Below are 23,131 nucleotides of genomic sequence, written 5' to 3' on the forward strand. Positions count from 1 at the left end.
CCATGAAAAATCAAAATCAATATATGAACAGCCGCAGGTCTTTTTTAAGATCAACAGGCATGCTTGGTGCGGCGGCAATGATTCCTTCATTCTTCCTGTCGGCCTGTAAAAAAGATTTTCTCGATCGCCAACCGCTCGATTCAGTAACCGATATCAGTTTCTGGAAAACCGAAGAACAATTGAAGCTCGCTGTAAACGCTTGTTATAACAACCTTCGCGGAAACAATACCATAGCGATGGAGAATATGGGCGACAATACCATTTATCCGCCAAATTCAGAGTACCAGGCCATATCTGCTGGTAATTACGATTTCACAACCGGAACAATAAATTCTGAATGGGTAAATTTATATGCCGCCATTAGAAGGTGTAATCACTTTATGGAAAACTATACCAAAGCAACTGGTATTAGTGCAACAGTTTTAGCTGGATATGCCGGACAGGTTCAATTCCTTAGAGCCTTCATGTATTCCTACCTCATTTTTCTTTTTGGAGATGTGCCTTTAATCACCAAGACGCTTGATATTGGTGATGAAGAAGTTTATGGACCCAGAAATAAACGTACCGAAGTGCTCGATTTTGTACTGGCAGATTTAGATGCAGCGGCAGCCGCCTTACCAACAACTTATGCCTCAGCAACAGATTTGGGACGGATTACTAAGGGCGCCGCTTTAGCATGGAAAGCCAGAGTTGCCTTATTCTTTGAGCAATGGGACATTGCCGAAACAGCCTCTAAGGCCGTTATGGACCTTAATGTGTATGCTCTTTATACCGCGGGTGGCACGGCCAAAGCCTATAATGATTTGTTTACCTACAAAGGAAAACTATCGGCGGGTGCCAATAAAGAAACCATTTTGGCCCGACCATACGTAGCTGGGGTAAGTGTGCATAATACCAGTAGAGAAATACAGGTGCCCGATCAAACCAGCAGATACTCACCAACAAAATCCTTGGTAGATAGCTATTTATGTACCGATGGTTTACCGATAGATAAATCGCCGCTGTACAGCGAAACTACCTATGCTAACATCTTTAAAAACCGCGATCCGAGAATGGCGCAAACCATTTTAAGCCCGGGATCTGCCTGGGGTGGACAAGATGATGGTGATGCAGATGCAACCTCAAATTCCATTTTCAACACACCAAAGTGGAATGCCGATAAAAAAGGTTGTATTACTGGAACAGGATATTACTTCACAAAATACGTGGAAATTCCTGCGGTGGGTGTAGTGAGTCAGGATTCTAATGACATTCACCATATTCGTTATGCCGAAGTATTGCTTATTCATGCAGAGGCAAAACTAGAAAAGGGAACCTTAACGCAGGCAGATTTAGATAAAACCATCAACTTGCTGCGCGATCGCGTGGGCATGAAACGAATGGTTATTACAGAACTTGCTGCTGCTGGACTTGATTTGAGAACAGAAATCAGGAGAGAACGTAGAGTTGAACTTGCTCTGGAAGGCCAACGCTATTACGACATTATGCGTTGGAAAGCAGGTGAATTATTGGCCCAAGATGTTAGAGGAATGAAAAAAAGCCTTGTAGAGACATTTAATCAACAATATGTTGCAACCATTGCAACCGATGCAAGTGGCTATTTTGTGGTGAATACAGGCAGAAGGTTTGTTGCACCCAAAAACTACTTGTGGCCTATCCCAATTACCCAGCTTCAAAAAAATCCTGCATTGGGGCAAAACCCAGGATGGTAAAATGTATTTCAGTGTTTCCTGCTTGTAGGAAACACTGATTTTTAAAACACTTATATGAAAAAACTACACCTAATTTTATGGTTTCCTGCACTAATCATCTTTAGTTGCTCACCAAAAACCATTCCGTCCACTAACAATGCCACCCAGAATACCTTACGGGTGATGGCTTATAACATCCATCATGGCAATCCTCCATCAAAAGAAGGAGTGATTGATCTTGAGGCTATTGCTGCAGCGATAAAACAGCAGTCCCCAGATTTGGTTGCCCTTCAAGAGGTAGATGTAAATACCAAAAGATCTGGCGGCATAAACGAGGCGGTGCTTTTGGCGCAGAAACTTAAAATGAATTTTTATTTTGCAAAGGCCATCGCGCATGATGGAGGCGATTATGGCGTGGCAATCCTTTCCCGCTTCCCAATGTCGGAAGGCAAAACATACATGCTGCCTAAAAATAGCGATCCAAAAGCGGAGCAACGGGTGCTTGCTACGGCCAAGATCGAGATTGCTAAAAATACATTTATCCGTTTCGCTTCTACGCACCTCGATGCACAGAAAACAACTGAGAATCGCATTTTGCAGGCAAAGGAAATTAACCAACTGCTTAAAGATGACGTGCTTCCGGTGGTGTTAGGAGGAGATTTGAATGCAACTCCCGATGCAGAATCAATCAAAATTTTTGATGCAAGTTTTACCCGTACTTGTCAAACTTGCGATTTTACCATTCCGGTAATTAATCCAAACAAAACCATCGATCATATTGGATATAAGCCTGCCAAGGCCTTCAAGGTACTTTCCCATCAAGCAGTTCCAGAACGCTATGCATCCGATCACCTTCCAATACTATCTGTATTGCAATATAATCCTAAATAGAACCATATTATGCGCGTGATAAGAGCTATTTCTATTCTCCTTTTCTGTTTGCCTTTATTTAGCAAGGCCACATCTATCGACTCGGCCCAGGCAGGTTTAAATAAAGTTGCGGCAAAGGGACTAATCAAAAGGATGCTCCCTGAATTCTACAACCATTTTGAAGTAGAAGAAATCCCAGCAGAGGCAGGCAAGGATATCTTTGAAATTTCTGCGCAAGGCGATAAAATTGTGCTGAAGGGAAACAATGGCGTATCGGTTGCAAGTGCATTCAACTACTATTTAAAACATATCGCACATTGTCAAATTAGCTGGAATGGTTCGAATAAGAAACTCTCACTACCCTTACCGAAACCAGCTGGAAGCATTCGCAAAGTGAGTCCACATAATTTCAGATACTACCTCAATTATTGTACATTCAATTATTCCATAAGCTGGTGGGATTGGAAACGCTGGCAATGGGAAATCGATTGGATGGCCATGAATGGCATCAATACACCACTCGCCTTAACCGGTCAAAACATTATCCATGCAAGGGTTTATAAAAGTTTGGGTTTTACCGCTAAGGATTTAGAGGGTTTTTTCAGTGGCCCGGCCTACTTCAGTTGGTTTTGGATGGGCAATCTGGATGGGTGGGGTGGTCCGCTGCCACAGAGTTGGATGCTGAGCCATGAGCAGCTTCAGAAGCAGATTCTTACAAGAGAAAGGGAATTAGGCATGAAACCGATTTTGCCTGCTTTTACGGGTCATGTGCCGCCAGCTTTTAGAACACGATTTCCCAATGCTAAGCTAAATAAAACCAGCTGGAACGGTAAGTTTCCAGACGTATATCTCTTAAATCCAGATGATCCCATGTTTACCAAAATTGGAAGCCTGTTTATCAATGAGCAAAAAAAGGTTTACGGAACCGATCACCTGTATTCGGCAGATACATTTAACGAAAATAAACCACCCTCAAATGATTCCGTTTTCCTAGCCAATATCTCCAAAAAAGTTTATGCTTCTATGGCTTCTGCAGACCCAAAGGCGGTATGGATTATGCAAGGTTGGTTATTCCATTTCTCCGCAAGTTTTTGGAAAGAACCTCAAATGAAAGCTTTGCTAAATGCCGTACCCAACGATAAAATGATTATTTTGGATTTATGGTCGGAAAGGCACCCCTTATGGAAAAAAACAGATGCATATTATGGAAAACCATGGATTTGGAACATGCTGAGTAATTTTGGTGGCAACATCTCTATGCAGGGTATTATGAAAACCGTGGCAGAAGGACCAGCAAGGGTGCGTTCAGATGCACAATCAGGTAAAATGGTTGGCATTGGACTTACACCCGAAGGTATAGAGCAAAACCCAGTAATGTATGAACTGATGATGGAAAATGTTTGGGAAGAACAACCCATTCAGCTTGATAGCTGGTTGAAAGGTTATGCCCAACGAAGATATGGAAAGCCAAATCCCCAAGCCGAGCAAGCTTGGGATTACCTCAGGAAATCGGTTTATAGTGATACCCTCACCAATGGTGGGCCCGAATCGATCGTTTGTGCTCGGCCAACCTTTGCACGCTCTACACGTGGCGTAACCACACGGTTCCCTTATGATCATCAGGATTTAGCACAGGCGTGGAAATTACTCATTCAAGCTGCACCAGAACTCGGCACTGCGGAGGGTTTTCAATACGACCTTGTTGATGTAAGCAGGCAGGTATTGGCCAATTATGCCAGTTACTTGCAACAAGAAACAGCAAAAGCCTACCAAGACAACAATCTGATTGCATTTAAAAAGTACAGTGCAGAATTTATCCAACTTATTGATGATATGGATGCCCTCCTAAAAACAAGAAAAGATTTTTTGCTTGGGCAGTGGCTTAATACGGCAAAAGCATGGGGCACAAATCAAGAAGAAAAAAATCTTTACGAGCGCAATGCCCGAAACTTAATTACCCTTTGGGGAGATGAAAACAGTACTTTGCGGGAATATGCTTGTAAGCAATGGTCGGGTTTATTAAGCGGTTTCTATAAACCAAGGTGGGAAAGCTTTTTTAAAACCGTAGAAGATTGCATGACTAAGAAAGTAAAGTTTGATGAAAAGCTTTTTGATGAAACGATGAAGAAGTGGGAATGGAAATGGGTAAACCAGCATGAAAGCTATTCCGATCGCCCAACTGGAGATCCAGTATCACAATCACAGCAGGTATATAAAAAGTATTATTCGCAGTTTGAGCGCAACATGCCAAACATTAAATCAGTAAAATAGGTACAATCAACTAACCAACTCAACCATGAACCGCAGAAACCTTTTAAAAACCATTAGCCTAACCATTGGCGCAGGGGTAATTAACACCGACATATTTGCCAAAATTGGTGATGATGCCTATGTGTTCGATATCCCTGCAAACCCTAAGCACACGCCAATTCATAAACCCATTACCGCCATTACGCTCGGTGCAGGAAACCGCGGCACGGTATATGGAAACTTCGCAGCAACCTTCCCAGAATTGATGAAGATTGTAGGGGTAGCGGAACCCATTCCATTTAGAAATGATAAATACGCCAAAAAACACAAAATTATTGACGCAAATCGTTTCAATACCTGGGAAGACGTACTCAGCAAACCCAAGATGGCCGACGCCATTATCATTTCCATGCCCGATAACTTGCATTATGCTCCATGTATGGCTGCTTTGGCTAAAGGCTACGATATACTTTTAGAGAAACCCATTGCCCCAACAGAAAAGGAATGCAGAGATATTTTAGCGCTGGCAAAAAAAACAGGCAGAATTGTAGCGGTGTGCCATGTATTGCGCTATGCGCCATATTTTGTTAAAATGAAAGAGCTCATCGAGAAAGGAGCCATTGGAGAGGTAATCAGCATCCAACACTTTGAACCTATCGAGCATACGCACATGGCACATTCCTATGTTCGCGGAAACTGGCACAACTCTAAGCAAACCACGCCAATAATATTAGCCAAATCCTGCCATGATTTGGATATTATGAAATGGGTAATCAACAAAAAGGCCGAAAAAATTGTTGCCATGGGCGATTTAAAGTGGTTTAAATCTGCAAATGCACCTGAAGGAAGTACCGATAGATGCACATCTGGATGTAAAGTTGAACGGAGCTGCCCGTATTCGGCGATAAAAGAATATGCAGAACGGGGCAGCCGCATTGCTGTACTGGATATTCCAGATGATGTTGCAAATAAAAAAGAAGCCATTATAGAAAAACTCAAAACCAGCAATTATGGAAGGTGTGTGTATCGCATGGATAACGATCAACCAGATCATTACATCACCAGCATACAGTTTAGCGATCAGGTAACTGCCAATTTTTCTATGGAAGCTTTCACCTCATACCATGACCGCAGAACCAGAATTATGGGGTCCATGGGCGATATGGTGGGAGATATGACCGAACTTGTGCTACACGACTTCAAATCTAGAAAGGAAACCAAGTTCATCCCCAAAGCTGAAGACGTTGAAGGCTATAAAAACAGTGGCCACGGCGGGGGAGATTGGATGCTTGTGCGCGATTTTGTTCAAGCAGTAGCAAAACAAGATGCCACCTTACTCACCTCCACAATTGATGAATCTATAGAAAGCCACCTGATGGGTTTTATGGCCGAAAAAAGTCGCAAAACTGGCAAGGTTATGAATGTAAAGGTATAATTCTTTAGATGTTAGTTGGGATTCTTCACCCACAATGATGCATTTGTCGTTTCATTTGCAAACTTGATGAATAAGAATCCCAACATAAAACTGAAAGCAATCTGCATGACCGATTTATTTAAATTCTGAATTTTTGGCGATGCTTTTATCACTTATAGAGGCTTAAGTGATTGTTTACTTTACTGCAACAGCTCTTATCTTTAAGTTAGTTTTCAGATAATATATTTTTCTTTTTTCAGGCTAAGCAAAAAACCAGTATCATTAATCCACCCTTCAAATTTCTTAGTGTGTAATGGATTTGACAGTTCTCATTACACAATATCTTTTTAACTAAATCAGTCCAGCTACTTCTGCGATTCGGCAAGCTTCTATGGCATTATTAACTTCTAGCTTTTTGAAGATGTTCTGACGGTGCCTGTTTATGGTGTGGATACTCAGTAACAACTTGTTGGCAATCTCCTTGGTTCTCTTTCCCTGCTTGATCAACAAAATAATTTCCTTTTCGCGTGAGGACAGCTTTCTTTGTGTTTGATCATCACCATCCTCAACGATATCTCCTGTTCGTGTATTGATGATTATGCCCTCTGGCGCATCAAAGCCCAGATGTTCGTACACAATGTTGTACAAGCACAATGCTAATCGTATGTTGCCATCTGCTGAGCTACTAAGGTATAACAAGCGGTGTTTCAACAGCATGTCTTTTCCTTCGATTGTACGGATCCTAAGCTTGCTGATCATTTGGTAGTCAGTCCGTTGGGTTAAACCGATTGATTTAAGATGTTTAAAAAAGCGAAGTTCTAGATTATACTTTTTTAGGCGATCTTCACGATGGATAAGGTTAAGTAATTCGTCTTCCCAAATGGAGTTTATCTCTTGCTGTTTGCACTCCAAGCCTAATCTTTCCGCCATGGAACCATAATAAAGATAACTTTTTTTTGTTTTCAAATCGCTTAAAACACTTATCCCGTTCTCCAGATTTGCATACAACTGGGCAATCTTCTGAGCATTGGCTAGTGGATAAACCGCTGTTGAGGCGATGTCAAATGATTGGGCTAGAAGTTTTATGTCGAGTATTTTGCGGATGTTATCCATAGAAAGGAATGGCTATTTTTAGCCATTGAACATGCTATAAATGATCACTAGCTTTACAAATATACAAACGATGGATGGCTAATTATCCATTTAGCTTAATTTTATAACAATGAGAAAAATACTTTATACGTTAGTTTTTATTTTCAGTATCAATCAGCTGAAAGCGCAGAGCCTTGAGAAAATGACATGGTTTAATGAACCGGAACAATGGGCCATTAAAAATAACAGTTTAGTTATGCAGGTAACACCAAAGAGTGACTACTGGAGAATTTCACACTACGGTTTCACCGTTGATGACGCACCATTTTACTACAGTAATTATGGTGGAGAGTTTGAGGCAAAGGTTAAGCTTACTGGGGCATACAAAGCCCGTTTTGATCAAATGGGCCTCATGATACGCACTGACCACGAAAACTACATTAAAACGGGAGTAGAGTTTGTAGATGGTAAATTTAATGTAAGTACTGTGGTTACACATACCAAAAGCGATTGGAGCGTGACAACACTAAAAGAAGTTCCTGCTTTTATCTGGATCAAAGTTGTTAGAAGGCTAGATGCTTTAGAAATTTTTTATTCGCTGGATGATAAAACTTATTTGATGGTACGGAACGCACCATTAAAGGATAATGCTCCTGTACAGGTAGGACTTATGGCCGCATGCCCAGATGGTGATGGCTTCGAAGCAAAGTTCGAACACTTTTCTGTGAAGCACCTTCCCGATCAACGAAGATTGGAATGGCTAAAAGAGCATCAATAGCTTAATCAATTGATATAATACAAATTACACCAGATTATTCAATTTTTTTTGTTAGGCAAAAAAACTCGTGCATAATAATGAGCAGAAAGACACACGTTTGCAAAACAGATTTGTTCTACATTGCCCTTAGAACTCTTGGTAGGTACCAATTTCGGTTAATTCTAAGCCCTTAGCAACTAATTTAAGATAGTTTTATCAAACGTCTGGTGCGTAATGTTGGCGAATCGCTTTGTTCAAAATCGGCTTTAACGTTCTCATTAGCGGATGAACTCATTTAGAATTTGATACCGAAGATTTTAACATAGGTTAAGATTGATTTAATTTGATCATATTATATTTGATACAGAGTATTTCAGAATACGCCTAAAAACTAAATCATCACAAACACAAAAACTAAAAACCATGAGTACGCTAAAACTAAAAGACGGAACCGAGATTTTTTACAAAGATCAGGGCGAGGGACCAACCTTAATGTTTCACCACGGCTGGCCTTTATCATCAGACGATTGGGATGCGCAAGTTATCTTCTTCTTACAAAAAGGTTATCGTGTCGTTACGCACGATAGAAGAGGTCACGGACGCTCAAGTCAAAACATTTACGGGCACAACATTGAAACCTATGCAGCCGATGCCGCTGAATTGGTCGAATTTTTAGATTTGAAAGATGTTGTTCACATTGGGCATTCTACAGGCGGGGGTGAAGTGATTCGCTACGTGAACAAATATGCCAAGGGCAGAGCAAAAAAAGCGGTTTTAATAAGTGCCGTTCCACCAATAATGGTTCAAAGCGACCAAAATCCAGATGGTGTACCCATGTCGGTATTTGATGGAATCAGAGAACAAACACTAAACAATAGGCAGCAGTTCTATATTGATTTGACAATCCCATTTTATGGATACAATAGGGAAGGGGCAGACGTTAAGGAAGGCGTACAAAGAAATTGGTGGAGACAAGGTATGATGGGTGGAATTGTAGCACACTATGACGGTATAAAAGCTTTTTCTGAAACTGATTTCAACGAAGATTTGAAAGCTGTTGAAATACCTGTCTTGGTTCTTCACGGCGAAGACGACCAAATCGTTCCATATCAAAATGCAGGGGTAAAATCGGCCAAATTATTGAAGAATGGAAAACTAATTACTTATCCAGGTTTCCCTCATGGCATGCCAACTACCGAAGCTGCAACGATTAATAAAGACATTTTAGAATTTATTGAGTCATAAAGCCTAATCCTAAATCGTTGAGGTTTTACAGGTTCAATCCTCAATGAAATTGCGATTGCTTTTTTAATCGAGTTGATTATAGAAAACCGCTTTTGGGTAATTCCCAGGCGGTTTTTTTCGATTGTCTTTTTTCAGAACCAAATCCTGTCTAAACAATTTAATCGTAACGTTTCCATTTTAACTAAAAGGTTTTACTATAATTGTTTTTCTAAACTTTTTACTATCATCCTTTTAAAATAGAGAAATGATTAACGTGTGTAAACTTCTGATTGTTAATCTGGTAGGTACTTTGTGTTTCTGGGTTTTGCTTTCATATCCATCTGCGGCTCAGGTTAAATGGCCGAAAGCGCAGTTGTTGCCATCCTTTCCAAGTCCAGCACAGGTACAAGATTTGATTATACTTCGCCAAAATTCGCCTTACACCGCTGCAGAGATGTATTTGTTTGCCTCATTAAAGGGAATCGTAAATCGAACGAAACCAAGAATTTTCTCTTATGAGGGTGATGCATTTGCTGAAGGACCCTATACCTGGTTGCAATCTTTAGGATTGAATTGGACCGAGCCTAAGGATAAATGGGCGTTAATTCTGAAATATCGAAAGGAGATTTCGGGTTTAATTGTTTATGATCCCGCTCAAGTGCATACCATTAATTTAGCCACCATGCTAGCAAAAACTAAAGGTGCTTTGATTGTTTCTCCTTTACTATTATCCAAGCTTACATCCGCACCTTATAATCTTCCAGTTTTACTTGATTTGCAGGGCAAATACAGAAGCAAGCTTGATGTGTATCAATCCCTTTATGATGACTATTGGCCAAATCTAGATCATCGCTTAATCATCGGCTTGAACCCAAATGCACATAAAGCCGCTTTAAGAGAATATGCTTCGGCACTTGGTGTCGCCGTAATTTGGCTGGATCCGAAAGTGGAAGGCGAAAGTGAGCTGCTAAACAAATTTTTATCTTCTATGTCGCCTGGTTCAAGTTTTATGGGCTGGTGGCCACAAGAAGCGCCTGGCGTAGAGCGTGCCTCAAAATATGGTATCGCTACCATTGCAAGTGATTGGTGTTCGAACCTAACGGTACATAGTGGAACACCAAGAAAGGTTGATGTAAAACCAATACCTCCGAAGCCCGAGCTTACCAACAAAATTTATGTTGCTTTTATATTGAGCGATGGAGACAATCTGCAATTTACAGAACATTTGATGCGGAAACTTTGGAACAATCCAGACCGAGGTGATGTGCCGATTGGCTGGACCATTTCTCCTGCAATGCTCGATGCTATGCCCGGCGCACTAAATTATTATTGGAAAACATCAACCATAAATGATAATTTAATTTCTGGCCCATCGGGTTATGGTTATACCTACCCCAACACTTGGGTAGATGAAAAATTACTTAAAAATTTTGTTTCGAAAACGGAAGATTATAACAAAAGAGCTGGTTTAAGGGTAATTACAGTTTGGAATACCATTGTTGGGGGCATTAATGCAAACGTCGGTAAGATTTACGCGAGTGAGGCAACATCTTTACTTGGACTAACCGCGCAAAATACTGGTGGTGGCCTAACTGTTTATAACAATAGCCTGCCTGGGATGGCACTAAGCTGCAATTACTGTACAAATGTTACTGCCATGAAAAATCATATCGCTTCCGCTTCTGCTGGATGGGATAAAACATCTCCTCGATTTATAATTATACAGGCCCAACCGTGGACGAACGTTTCGCCCACAAGCTTTAAAAATGTAGCCGATTCCCTCAATGGCGATTACATTGTGGTTCGGCCAGATCATCTTTTTCAGCTCATTCGTGAGGCAAAGGGATTAAAAATCGATCCTAGATAGTTATTTTGAGCACCTAGATTGCCTATTTGCTCGACCGTGAAGCTTCAACCATTCTCTCCCTATGTCGTGTCAAACCATTAAGGCGATGCTGCAATTAATCATCATCATCTTTCTTTTTCTTTTCCAATATTACAAATGCGCTTCTTTTTGGAGCAGGCATAATTGCATTTTCTCCTTTAACAGATTTCCAGATCACTTCGTTCAGGTCTAAATCTGGTGCCGAATCTTCTTTAGCAAAGTTGAAAAGCTCTGATCTCTTACTGCTTTCATTTACAGCTACATTTCTATTATCTAAATTGATTAGAGGTTTTACGGCAACGTATGGGGTGAAATCTGGTTTGCTTGTAAAACACTCAAATAGGGGTATAGCTGCCGCATCGTATTGACTCATAGGTGGTAAGCCTAAAATGAGTTCCATCGTTCTTAGGAAGCCTGATGTGGAATACATGGTGTGTACTGCTGTGTTTCGTTTTACGTAAGGCCCGATTACAAAAGCAGGGGAGCGGTGTGCATCAACATGATCGGGACCGTTTTGCGCATCATCTTCCAAAATAAACACAACAGATTCTTTCCAAACTGGACTGTGAGAAAGGTGTTCTAATATTCTGCCAACGGCTAAATCATTGTCGGCCACCGCAGATTGAGGAGAAACTTTGCCTTTTTTCTGTCCGCTGGTATGATCATTGGAGATTCTTAATGTATTAAATTGTGGAACAGCATTGGCTACCAAAAGCGAATCAAAATCATGAATCCATGCATCGGCACGTACCTGATCGGTAATGTCCATATCAAAACCGGGTGAGTTTGGACACATGTGTCCTTCAAGCGATTTTATATTGGCTTTACCATAATCGCCAAACTCGCCGTAACTGCGATAGCTAACACCCGTACGTTTACAATAATCCCAAATAAAACCATCTTTAGGATAGGTTAAAGGTCGGCCACCTTCAAATGTAGTAGATCCTCCACGTGCTCCATAACTGGTTGGCCAAGTTTTTTCTACCACATCAGTTGCATAGGCTGCCATACTCCAATTATGCCCATCGGCACTCACTTCTGCATCAACATAAAAATTATCTAAAAGCACATAGTTTTCTGCGAAAGCGTGTTGATTGGGTGTAATTCTTTTTCCAAAAAGCGTGAGTGAGGAATCCCCATTGCCTTTCGGCATATCGCCTAAAACCTGATCGTATGTACGGTTCTCCTTTATGATGTAGAAAACATGTTTAATGGGCGATTTTTCGCCCTGCTTACGTGGAATTGGATTGCCAGTTTCCCCTTCAGCGGTAATTGTTTTGGCATCTGTAAATGGAGTGTTGGCATATACCTGTTTGGTATAGCTTTTCAATTCTTCGGGCTTGGGGGCATCAATAAAAGACAATGAACCTTTAAATAAACCAGCAATATATTGAAGTTTATTATTGGCCGTACTGCCCATTTGATAGCCACTGTTATCTGATTTAGAAATGGGCTGTGGTCCTTCTGGGTTTGCCATAGAGGTATTTCCCTTGCCATTCGTAACCAAAATTTTGGAACCAATTACCTTCACACTTGTTGGGTACCAGCCAACGGGAATAAAACCCTGACTCTGGCTTGTTCCTGGCTTGCTAACATCAAAAACGGCTAAGCAATTATTATCTGCATTAGCGATGTACAACGTTTTTTCATTGCTGCTTAATGCCAAACCATTTGTTGTTGAACCTGTAAGTTGGGTTGCGTATAAGGTTGTGGCTATCGTTTCGATAACCTTATTGCTTGCCGTGTTTATCACCGAAACTGAGTTGTCATTGGCATTGGCTACAAAAAGATAACTTCCTTTTTTATTCAGCAACAGCTCATTAGGATGATCGCCAACTGGAATGGAATTGGTCATTTTTTCTTCCTGCGTATCAACCACTACTACTGCACGGCCTCCCCACAAGGAAACATACAACTTACTTTCATCAGGAGACAACACGCAGCTGTAGGCCACTGCTGGCAATTGAATTTTTTTCTTGATTTTTTTTAGGGATGGATCTATAATGTATAGCGAACTGTCTTCTTTGGTTACGGTAAACAGAAGGGTATTGGCCTTATTTACGGAAATACCTGCTGGGCTGATTTTGTTTTTTGGCCAAGCATCGCCCAATTTTATGGTGTCGCTTTCTGCAAGTTTATGGTCGCGGATGCTGAAATTTAAGATGGTATTGTCATTACCGCCCGATACATAAATGTGTTTTTCATCTTTGCTGAAGGCGAGGCCGTACCACGATTTGCTTAATTTCTTTTCATCTAGAATTTTTTCTGTTTTTGCATCTACCAATTGGAGCGATTGTGTACTTTGACCGTTATTGGTTACGGCGATGAACTTTCCTGAGGAGCTGGCCTGCATGTTTAAGGGTAAATCGCCCAAAGCAATTGAACGACCTGATGGGCTTAACTTCCAGCCATTTGGCAACAAGATTTGTTTGGTGCTTTCAATTTTTCCTGGCCACTGTGCGTAAACGATGTTACAAGCAAGGAGAAAGATAGTTAAGGCTGTATATTTTTTCATTTTAAATGATGCGGTTTATTTGTGGAGATTAAAGTTTACCAAAGCTCTTATGGTATAGCCATTGCCAGATGCAACATTTCCGATTTCGCGAATGGCTTCTGATGGAATTACTGAGCTTCTTGTAGCATAAAATACAGGCCCCCCTGCTAAGGTAAAGGATAGTTTGGACTGATTTGGCGACAAATTGATGGATGGGCCAATCATAACTTTCGCGCCACCCTCGGCTTCATCTTCTTCCCAAAAGCCTTCCAAATCTTGTCCAAGTGCTTCAAATCCTAAAAACAAACCATCTGCAATGCGGTGCTGAAAACCTATTGCGGAAATAAAATCTAGTTTGTCGCGTGTCTTATCGAAAGCCTTTTCGAAACGCAGATTACCCAGCAAGCGCCACTTTTGCTGATCGTAAGAAGCTGTTATCCTACTGATTGCTGATGCAGTGCTCGACCAATCTCGGCTAAGCCCGAGGCCTGCGCCTAACCTAAATCCAAAAGCTTGTTTTCCTCCAATTAAATCTCTAATTACCTCGGCCTGTTGGGCAGAATTTACACCGCCACCATTTGCAAAACCCAGTGCTGCTGTGGCATAAAGAGTAAACCTACTTCCTAAATACCCTTTCACACCAAGCTGTTGGCCAAGGCCATTGTAACCGAATTGACCAGAGGCCCTTTCTGCATAGCTTCCAGAGTAATGGATATTCCATCGCTGGTTGGCGGATGTAAGCGTGTTAACAGAAAATAAAAAAGGCTGTTCGGTTATGGCTGTAGAAAAACTTGATGATGCGAATGCCGTCTTGTCTTGGGCCTTTAAGGTTAAGGCCCCCGAAATAAGGCTTACAAAAAGTACTATTTTTTTCATGTTGGTTTAAATTTACGCTTATCCAAAAATAGCTTTGGCGCATTAATTTAATATTAACAAAGTGTTTCGCACACAAATATTACAGAAAGAGGCCGTATCATAAACCACAATAATGATAGCAAACAAAATTTTATTTGAACCACAAAAGAAACAAAAGGGCATAAAAGTAGCGATGCAATATTTTGCAAGCATAATTTGACTTTTGAAAATCATTGTTGATTTCTGTTGCAGAATATTATTTGGCTACCTTAAACAAAAATTGAATATGATACAGGCTGGAAGGTTAAAAATCAATATTTATAAGGCAAATCTAAATCACCACGCTAAGCGCTAAACTTTAGATTTGGGTTGTTTTTTTCTGCCAGTTCTATTGGTGTGTAGTCAGATAAGATAAGTGCTTCACCCTTTTTAATGCATACATCATGTTCAAAATGTACCGAAGGCTTGCCATCTTTCGTTCTTACAGTCCAACCGTCTTTCTCGATAAACACATCCTTTTTACCAAGATTAATCATCGGTTCTATTGCCACTACCAAATTTTCCTTAAGCAGTAAACCACTTCCTCTTTTACCATAATTGGGTACTTGTGGATCTTCGTGCATGCTCTTACCCAATCCATGTCCAACAAAATCTCTAACCACGCCGTAACCTTTCTTTTCGTTATGATTTTGAATGGCGAAGCCGATGTCTCCTAAGCGTTTGCCAACAATGGCTTCTTTAATTCCGACAAAAAGCGATTCCTTTGTGGTGCGAACTAAGTCTAAAATTTCTTCGCTGGCATCACCTATAACGAACGTATAAGCATGGTCGCCGTGATATTCATTTTTAATTACCCCCACATCAACGGAGATAATATCACCATCTTTTAAAGTTTCTTTACTTGGAAAACCATGTACCACCACATCGTTAACTGAAGTAATGATGTGATGCGGGAAACCATGATAGTTGTAGAAAGATGGCACCGCACCATGATCCAATATAAATTGATTGGCAAGTTTATCTATTTCTATAGTTTGTAAGCCTGGGCGTAAAATTTTAGCGATTTCTGAAAGGGTTTCGCTTACTAAAAGTGCGCTGATTCGCATCAGTTCTACTTGTTCATCAGTTTTGTACAAAATCATGGCCGCAAAATTACTAATAAGTTTTTAAATGGCTTTTTTTATTGATGATTCCCATGCCTTTAATGTTTAAATATTTCTCCAGATAGGGGGGTGACTTAAATTTTCATCTGGAAATAGCTTCTACAGATTCTCTCCAGAATTGAACTTTATCATTGTATCGGATTAAATCAATCTAAATGGATCAATCAGTTGGGGCTTTATTAAATCAGGTAGAACATTTTGTTGCAGATGTATTTAAGAATAGACTTTCTGAGAATATGTTTTTTCACAATCTGGAACACACTTTACTCGTTGTAGAGGGCGTACAGATTATTGCTGAAGCCGTGGGGCTTTCAAATCAGGAAAAAGTATTGGTTATTCTAGCTGCATTTTTACATGATGTTGGGTATACCGAAAAATATTTGGGCCATGAGGAAATGAGCGCAAACATGGCGACAGCGTTTTTGATTAAACAAGGATTAGCTCCTGAAGCTACCAAGGTGGTTAAAAGCTGCATTTTGGCTACCAGTTATCCCCAGTATCCAAATACCTTACTCGAAAGGGTAATTTGCGATGCAGATTTCTATCACTTTTCCCTACAAAATTATCAAGAATATGCTCACCGCTTGAAGAAAGAATGGAAATTGAATCTGGGTTTGGATTACAGCCAAGCCGCATGGGATCAGCTCAACTTAAATATGCTTCAGCAACATGAATATTTTACCAATTATGGTAAAACGATTCTTCAAGAAAAAAAAGCCGACAACATTGCTATATTGCTAAAAAGAACCCGCAAGGTTTAGTGCCCTCTATTTAATGAAATCTATGTACAAATATATTTTAGCACTGTTACTGTTTTGTGGGCATATTTCGATTAGCTCCGCTCAGGTTATGGACTCAACTCAATCCATTTCTGCCGATTCAACCAGTAGATGGTATTCTGGTGTTTCGATTCCGAAAAGTAAATTTAGACCAGCAGTTTTTATTGCTCCCGCCGTTTTAATAGGTTATGGTTTTGCCGCCGTTTATGATCATGGTGCCCTGCGAGAGCTAGATTTAAGCACCAAAGATGAACTTCAAGAAGATCATCCATTATTTGCAGCACATGTAGATGATTATCTGCAATTTGCCCCTGCGGCAGCTGTTTATGCACTTAATCTCTCTGGTATAAAAGGTCAGCACAATTTGTTTGATGCATCTATGTTGTATCTAACATCAGCAACAATTATGGGGGTATCTACCCATTTTGTAAAGCAAGGTGTTGGTAGAGAACGCCCGAATCATAGTGGCTATAATTCATTTCCTTCAGGTCATACCGCTTCTGCATTTATGGCTGCAGAATTTCTGCATCAAGAATATAAAGATAAAAATCCCTGGATTGGTTATGCTGGGTATTTTGTCGCTACCGCTACCGGAACATTGAGAATGTACAATAACAAGCATTGGTTTAGCGACGTAGTTGCTGGTGCTGGTTTTGGTATTGCCTCCACAAAAATCGCTTACTTGGTTTATCCATACATCAAAAGCCTTTTTAGTACAAAGCAAAGCGAAAACTTTACTTTAATGCCCTTTCATCAACCTGGTGCAAATGGTTTAATGCTTTCTGGCCGGTTTTAATTTATTTATGGATTATTTGCCTAACTAGGAGCGGAAACTAGCGAACCAAAAACTTTAGGATTTATAAATTCTAAACCTTTTCTCTAGCTACCTGTTGTATAAGGTATCAATTCTAATAAAAAAATACCTTTATGAAAAAGTACTTCTTCGTAGCGCTTACGCTTACAGCAACTCTAATGGCATCATGTTCTGGCAATCGTGCAGACGGAAAAGATGGTCAAAAAGATACTTCATACCAATACACAGATACCGCTAAGCACATGCCTCAAGATACCGTTGGGAAAGACAAATATCAAGACAGTATTTCTAATACGCCAAGATTACCTGAAACAAAAAAGTAGTTGTATTTTATTGATTGTTAGGTTGTAATATCTGTTGATGTTTGCTGTTATTCAACTGTTTTATGCAAGATAAAAAGAAGCTAAATTCTGCGCCCTCTTACCTCAACTTTGATGAAGCTAAATATGTTTGGAAGGCAGATATCAATTATCAAACCCATCCGCATGAGTATCGGGTTGGCAAAGGTGAACAAGGCGTACTGATTTGTGAGCCTTATAAATCTGTTATTGGCCCTCATTGGCGATTCAAAACAGTAGAGATTGCAGAAAAAAGCGCCAAGGAGATTTTTAAACTTTTTAATAATTTTTTGAAGTCAGGCGATTTTGTCGGTGCCGACCTAGCCAGAAAATATCTTCAAATGGGTTACACGCGTGCCCGGAGGTATGCCAATTATAAGGGTGGCAAGAAGTATGATAAAGAAAATGACTATCAACCTTTGGAACGTGGAACAGGCGATTCTGAGAAAGCACCCGCCGCATCCGTATTTTATACCTATTGGAAAAAAGCAGAACAAAATCCTGATTATCATTCTAGAAAAACAGAGTGGAAAGCAAAATACGGATAAGTTTGAAATGGCCGCTTAGATTTAACCCTCAATTGGCGGGCCACAAAACCTTTATAGGATAAGTGAGTTGAATGGTTTGTCGGTATGTTACCGTTCAAAGAGGTGAAAAAGAAATTGTTATCGATATTAAAACTATTTTCTCAAATGTTGGTTTAATGAAATTGATTAACAATTAGTTTTATCCTCGTAATCTAATCAAAACTTGACAGCAACAGAAAATATTGGAAAGAAACAACAGTCCTTTCTTCCTAAAATCTTTTTAATATTAGGTTTAACGCTGTTATTGGGCGTTGAAGGATATTTCGGTTATAAACTACACAACCTTTCTAAACAGCAAGAAATGCTGAAATCAGACTATTCAGAAATGAATAACATTTTATTCGGACTATTTTCTGTAGATCAATGGCGAGATGAAGTTGCGGGTATTGTGAAACATCAGGTTCGCGATTTCAAAATGACGCCCAAGCAAAAAAAAGAACTTCAAATTGAAGTAGAGCAGATTGTACTTGCACTAATTAACAAAGCTGAAGCCATTGTTAACAAACCTCAAAAGTCGTTTGGTGGCAAAATAACAAAATTTGCAGTTAGAAACTTTGTTGATACAGACGACATTAAGGCTCAAGTGCCTGGATTTGCAAAAACGATCATTGCCCAGGTAGATAATCCTAAAAATAAAAAGCAGTTGAGCACGATGGCCTTAGGGGAATTTAGGGCCTTACAGCAAACCAAGGATATTGATAGCACATTAACCGTTAAAAATACAATGGTTAAGGGCATGTATAAGAAATATCAGGTGCGTTCTTCAGAGGAATTTAATCAAAAACTCACCACCTCATTAGCTCAAATTAGAACGGCAACATACTATTATTCTTTTGTTATGATGCTTTGTGTATTGGTGGTACTAACCCTTTGGTGGATTTTAAGAAAAAGGGTTGACTTACATGCCACATTGTTTATTATGTCGTTAATGTTTGCGTTTATTCTTCTTGCAATCGGGTTAACCGCATCGATGATTGAAGTAGATGCCCGAATCAAATCACTCGACTTTGTGCTGCTTGGCGAACACGTTGTATTTAAAAATCAGGTGTTGTTTTTTCAAAGCAAAAGCATTTTGGATGTTGTAGAAGTATTGGTAAAGCAACCAGCAATTGATTCGATTGCCGTTGGTATTTTGATCTTGGTTTTCAGTATTCTTTTTCCAATTATGAAGTTGAGTTCAACCGGCATCCATCTTTTGAGTAAAAAGAAAATTGCAGAAAATAAGGTGATTAAATATTTCGCTTTTCAGTCTGGAAAGTGGAGTATGGCAGACGTTATTGTAATTGCTATACTTATGGTTTACATTGGTTTAAACGGCTTGTTAGAAGGACAATTGGCCAACTTAAATATCAAAAGCGATTTCCTAACCATTATCACCACAAATAACACGGCGCTTCAACCAGGCTACATTATTTTTATAAGTTTTGTGCTTTATGGTCTTATCCTTTCAACCATTTTAAAGTTTATCACACCACACGATTCTCATTAAAAATTCTCTACAAATCATCCAAATAATCATTTAATCTGCTATAACATTGACAACTCAGCAACCAGATACGCAAGCAAAAAAAAGCGGTTTATCTAACATCATCCTTATTATTGGATTAAGTATCCTGCTTTGCGGTGAGGCTTATTATGGTTATCGCCTGCGCCAAAATTCCATTGAAAAAGAACAGATTAAAGAAGATTATAGCATGGTGAACAACATCACTTTTGGGCTCTTCTCTGTAAACCAATGGCGAGATAAAATATCTGAAGTGGTTAATCGGCAAGTAACCGATTTTAAAATGACCGCCAAGCAAAAAAAGGAATTGCAGAAAGAAGTGGAAAATCAGCTTCACGGCTTGGTTTCTAAAACTTTCGCTCAAATTAATAAACCACAAAAATCACTAAAAGGAAAGCTGACTAAATTTGCCGTTAAGCAGTTTGTTGATCCAAAGAAAATTCAGGCACAAGTACCTTCTTTTGCTAAAACCATTATTACCAAGATCAACAGTCCGGCAAGTACGAAGCGACTCAAAAGTATTGCCACCAGCAAATTGAATCAATTGGAACAGGAAACTTATGACAGTACAGAAGTTGCGAATGATGCGGTAATCAAATACATTTCAAAGAAGTACCATGTTGCAGATCCGGTGGAGTTTAACGATCGAATCAATACGCGATTGGCTTTCATAAATAAAGCCACTTACAACTCATCCCTTGCCATGCTGGCTTGTGTGGTTGTGGCACTTGGGCTGTGGCTCATTATGCGCAAGCACGTTCGGTTGCACACCACCTTGTTTGTGATGTCGTTATTGTTTGCATTTGTTCTTTTGGTGGTGGGTACAACGGCACCCATCATTGAGGTAGATGCACGTATCCATGCCTTAAATTTTAGCATCCTTGGAGAAAAAATAGCCTTTGAAAATCAAGTATTGTTTTACCAAAGCAAAAGTATCATCGGTATTATTGAAGTTTTGATTAAGCAACCAAAACCAGATTCAGTTGTAATTGGTGCGCTTTTACTGCTGTTTGTAATTATTTTGCCCATTTTAAGGTTAACGGCAAAAGGTATTCATATTTTGGCTAACGATAGAATCCGTAAAAATGGAGTTTTGAGGTATTTAGCTTTCGAATCGGGTAAATGGGATATGGCCGATGTAATGGTTGTTGGAATTTTAATGACCTACATTGGTTTGAATGGAATTTTGAAAAGCCAGCTTTCTAACTTAGAAATTCATAATGATGTATTAAATACGATGACAGAAAATAACACTGCTTTGCAACCAGGATACTTTGTTTTTGTTGGATATGTTGTTTATGCCATAATTTTATCTGTTATTTTGAAACGTATTACGCCAAACGATACAATAATTTAGATTTTATTATTTATTTCTATTCATAACCCTGTGCAACATCAAGTATTTGATGAAATAAAAGCATAAAAACGATCAAATATTCGTGTTTTTTTAATTCCTCGACTAAAATAAAAAGGTTTTATATCTTCCTGTTCGAATTTGCAATATATTTTGCGAACTTGCAGGCGCTGAGGATATAAATGAATTACCCTAAACTTAAAGATGAAGAACTAACAGCCTTACTTAAACAAGGTGATGCCTATTCTTACACTGAGATTTTTGAGCGGTATAATCGACTATTACTTCGTCACGCATATCGATTGCTATCTAACGACGATAAGGCGCATGATGTTATTCAGGATGTATTTCTACAATTATGGCAAAAGCGGAACGAAATTGAGTTTAATTCTTCATTATCGGGCTACCTGTTTACAGCTGTCAAAAATAGGATTTTCAAATTGTTTGCCCATCAGAAAGTGGTGCTTAGGTATGCTGCTTCAATAAGCGCTTTTATGATTGAGGGCTACAACATTGTGGAGGATAGCCTGATGGAAAAAGAGCTTTCTGCCTTAATCTCTAAAGAAATAGACGCACTACCTTCAAAAATGCGTGAGGTTTTTATACTCAACAAAAAAGAGCATCTTACCTACAAGGAAATTGCTGAAAGACTGAATATTACCGATCAAACAGCCAAGCAGCAAGTTTATAAAGCCATGAAAATTTTAAAGCCAAAAATTGACGGCTTTTTAGCCTTTTTTCCTTTTTTATAATTTTTTTTCAATTCGTGTATGACGGTAGGCCTAGATAGGGGTCTTACCGATATATTTGGATGATTTGCAGATACAGGGAAACGGCCTCTGTGTATTGCTACAATTGTTCCTATCGCTTAACCTTATTCAAACTACCCATGAACCAACAGCAAGTTGCTGAATTGATCAGAAAATATAATGATGGGACTTTAACGCCTGATGAAAGACTCGCGTTGGATATTTGGTACTTAAAGTTTGCATCTGAAAGCACAGCCCATCTATCTGCCGAACAAGAAGCGATTGCGGTAGATAAGCTAAAATCAACCCTGCCACTTGCATATAAAAGCACAACAAAAAAAATATGGCCACGTATTTTTGCCGTTGCTGCCCTCTTGGCGATTGTTTTTTCTGCAATATTGTGGATTTATCAGGATAAGCCTTCAAGCGTTCAATACACCAAAGATATTAAGCCGGGTAAGACTGGAGCCACACTGACGTTAGCAAACGGAAGAATAATCAAACTTGCCGACATTAAAGTAGGGCAGGTTGCGATAGAGTCGGGCGTAGAAATATCTAAAACTGCGGATGGTATGATTACCTACCATATTTTAGCGAATCAGGATGGCAGATCTGGCCAAATGAATACCTTAGAAACCTCTATCGGTGAACAAGCTCAGGTTAAATTACCAGATGGAAGTTTGGTTTACCTAAATGCGGCCTCTTACTTAAAATATCCATCCTCATTTGCCAAGTTTGATAAACGACGAGTGGAATTTTCGGGTGAAGGTTTTTTTGTCGTAGCCAAAGATAAGGCCCATCCATTTCTCGTTAAAACAGCTTTACAGGATGTAGAAGTTTTGGGCACACAATTCAACATCAATAGTTATGCCTACCACCCTGAAATTAAAACGACGTTACTTGAGGGTATTGTTAAAATTTCTAATGCTGCGGGCATTTCAAAAACATTGCAACCTGGTGAGCAAGCCAGTTTAACCAACAAAAGCGTATCAGTTTCAGCGGTAGAAACAGAATATGTAATCGCCTGGCGTAAGGGTTATTTTATGTTTAATAATGAGAGCTTGGAAGATATCATGTCTAAGCTAGCTACTTGGTACAACATTAAACCTGTGTACCTCGATCCAGAACTTAAGAAAACGTCTTTCTTTGGTTCGATGAGTAAGTTTGAGAACATTTCAAAGGTGCTTAAAGTAATGGAGCGAACAGGAAAAGCCCATTTTGAGATTAGGGACAACCAAATCATTATTAGTAAGAATTAACTAAATCAACCATAAACTTAAACCAAACCAAACCAAAAATGAACATCTCCGA

19 protein-coding genes are annotated in these 23,131 nt (G+C 39.5%); 15 read left to right on the forward strand and 4 right to left on the reverse strand.

Translation table 11 applies throughout. The features are described 5' to 3' along the window. Positions 1–2: 2 nt before the first annotated feature. The 4 genes from DHW03_RS01755 to DHW03_RS01770 are packed head-to-tail and all read left to right on the forward strand — an operon-like array spanning position 3 to position 6,246. Positions 3–1,712 carry a RagB/SusD family nutrient uptake outer membrane protein gene (locus DHW03_RS01755; RefSeq protein WP_109924031.1) on the forward strand — a complete coding sequence of 570 codons (1,710 nt, stop codon included), beginning with the start codon at positions 3–5 and terminating at the stop codon, positions 1,710–1,712. 54 nt (positions 1,713–1,766) lie between these two features. Next, on the forward strand, positions 1,767–2,582 hold the full coding sequence (locus tag DHW03_RS01760; RefSeq protein ID WP_205940953.1) for an endonuclease/exonuclease/phosphatase family protein: 816 nt from the start codon (positions 1,767–1,769) through the stop codon (positions 2,580–2,582). A 9-nt stretch (positions 2,583–2,591) separates the two neighbouring features. Next, a complete protein-coding gene (locus DHW03_RS01765; protein ID WP_109924032.1) occupies positions 2,592–4,832 on the forward strand; it encodes an alpha-N-acetylglucosaminidase in 2,241 nt (746 codons plus the stop codon). Positions 4,833–4,857: 25 nt separating this feature from the next. Next, a complete protein-coding gene (locus DHW03_RS01770) occupies positions 4,858–6,246 on the forward strand; it encodes a Gfo/Idh/MocA family protein (RefSeq protein WP_109924033.1) in 1,389 nt (462 codons plus the stop codon). 330 nt (positions 6,247–6,576) lie between these two features. Here DHW03_RS01770 and DHW03_RS01775 read toward each other — a convergent pair whose 3' ends face one another. Next, positions 6,577–7,338, reverse strand: coding sequence for a response regulator transcription factor (locus DHW03_RS01775; RefSeq protein WP_109924034.1), 762 nt, complete (start codon positions 7,336–7,338; stop codon positions 6,577–6,579). Positions 7,339–7,447: 109 nt separating this feature from the next. Here DHW03_RS01775 and DHW03_RS01780 point away from each other — a divergent pair, with 109 nt between their 5' ends. The 3 genes from DHW03_RS01780 to DHW03_RS01790 all read left to right on the forward strand — a co-directional run bounded on the left by DHW03_RS01780 (position 7,448) and on the right by DHW03_RS01790 (position 11,165). After that, positions 7,448–8,095 carry a DUF1349 domain-containing protein gene (locus DHW03_RS01780; protein ID WP_109924035.1) on the forward strand — a complete coding sequence of 216 codons (648 nt, stop codon included), beginning with the start codon at positions 7,448–7,450 and terminating at the stop codon, positions 8,093–8,095. Between the two features lie 402 nt (positions 8,096–8,497). Continuing rightward, positions 8,498–9,319: an alpha/beta fold hydrolase gene (locus DHW03_RS01785; RefSeq protein WP_109924036.1), complete on the forward strand. Its 822-nt coding sequence runs from the start codon at positions 8,498–8,500 to the stop codon at positions 9,317–9,319. A gap of 244 nt (positions 9,320–9,563) precedes the next feature. Continuing rightward, the gene (locus DHW03_RS01790) at positions 9,564–11,165 is read left to right on the forward strand and encodes a GxGYxYP domain-containing protein (RefSeq protein ID WP_109924037.1); all 1,602 of its coding nucleotides are present in this window, start codon (positions 9,564–9,566) and stop codon (positions 11,163–11,165) included. A gap of 94 nt (positions 11,166–11,259) precedes the next feature. Here DHW03_RS01790 and DHW03_RS01795 read toward each other — a convergent pair whose 3' ends face one another. From DHW03_RS01795 to map, 3 genes are all read right to left on the reverse strand, one after another. After that, positions 11,260–13,698, reverse strand: a complete 2,439-nt coding sequence (locus tag DHW03_RS01795) for a bifunctional YncE family protein/alkaline phosphatase family protein (protein ID WP_109924038.1) — start codon at positions 13,696–13,698, stop codon at positions 11,260–11,262. Between the two features lie 15 nt (positions 13,699–13,713). Then, entirely contained in the window at positions 13,714–14,553 is an 840-nt protein-coding gene (locus DHW03_RS01800) for a hypothetical protein (protein ID WP_109924039.1), read from the reverse strand. Positions 14,554–14,876: 323 nt separating this feature from the next. Then, complete coding sequence (gene map / locus DHW03_RS01805; protein WP_109924040.1) at positions 14,877–15,674, reverse strand: type I methionyl aminopeptidase; 798 nt, start codon at positions 15,672–15,674, stop codon at positions 14,877–14,879. Positions 15,675–15,850: 176 nt separating this feature from the next. Between map and DHW03_RS01810 the strand changes: the two genes are divergently transcribed. The 8 genes from DHW03_RS01810 (at position 15,851) to DHW03_RS01845 (ending at position 23,079) form a co-directional block, all read left to right on the forward strand. Then, the gene (locus tag DHW03_RS01810) at positions 15,851–16,456 is read left to right on the forward strand and encodes an HD domain-containing protein (protein ID WP_109924041.1); all 606 of its coding nucleotides are present in this window, start codon (positions 15,851–15,853) and stop codon (positions 16,454–16,456) included. A gap of 22 nt (positions 16,457–16,478) precedes the next feature. Beyond that, entirely contained in the window at positions 16,479–17,270 is a 792-nt protein-coding gene (locus DHW03_RS01815) for a phosphatase PAP2 family protein (protein ID WP_240618439.1), read from the forward strand. Positions 17,271–17,401: 131 nt separating this feature from the next. Next, complete coding sequence (locus tag DHW03_RS01820) at positions 17,402–17,611, forward strand: hypothetical protein (RefSeq protein ID WP_109924043.1); 210 nt, start codon at positions 17,402–17,404, stop codon at positions 17,609–17,611. Between the two features lie 62 nt (positions 17,612–17,673). Beyond that, complete coding sequence (locus DHW03_RS01825; protein ID WP_109924044.1) at positions 17,674–18,174, forward strand: DUF4385 domain-containing protein; 501 nt, start codon at positions 17,674–17,676, stop codon at positions 18,172–18,174. 202 nt (positions 18,175–18,376) lie between these two features. Further along, entirely contained in the window at positions 18,377–19,702 is a 1,326-nt protein-coding gene (locus tag DHW03_RS01830; RefSeq protein ID WP_109924045.1) for a paraquat-inducible protein A, read from the forward strand. Positions 19,703–19,748: 46 nt separating this feature from the next. Beyond that, positions 19,749–21,074, forward strand: a complete 1,326-nt coding sequence (locus DHW03_RS01835; protein WP_109924046.1) for a paraquat-inducible protein A — start codon at positions 19,749–19,751, stop codon at positions 21,072–21,074. Positions 21,075–21,253: 179 nt separating this feature from the next. Continuing rightward, complete coding sequence (locus DHW03_RS01840) at positions 21,254–21,823, forward strand: RNA polymerase sigma factor (protein WP_109924047.1); 570 nt, start codon at positions 21,254–21,256, stop codon at positions 21,821–21,823. A gap of 137 nt (positions 21,824–21,960) precedes the next feature. Continuing rightward, positions 21,961–23,079 carry a FecR family protein gene (locus DHW03_RS01845; protein ID WP_165825340.1) on the forward strand — a complete coding sequence of 373 codons (1,119 nt, stop codon included), beginning with the start codon at positions 21,961–21,963 and terminating at the stop codon, positions 23,077–23,079. The last annotated feature ends 52 nt before the right edge of the window (positions 23,080–23,131 follow it).

The organism is Pedobacter yonginensis (assembly GCF_003173595.1).
In the GTDB taxonomy this organism is placed as follows: domain Bacteria; phylum Bacteroidota; class Bacteroidia; order Sphingobacteriales; family Sphingobacteriaceae; genus Pedobacter; species Pedobacter yonginense.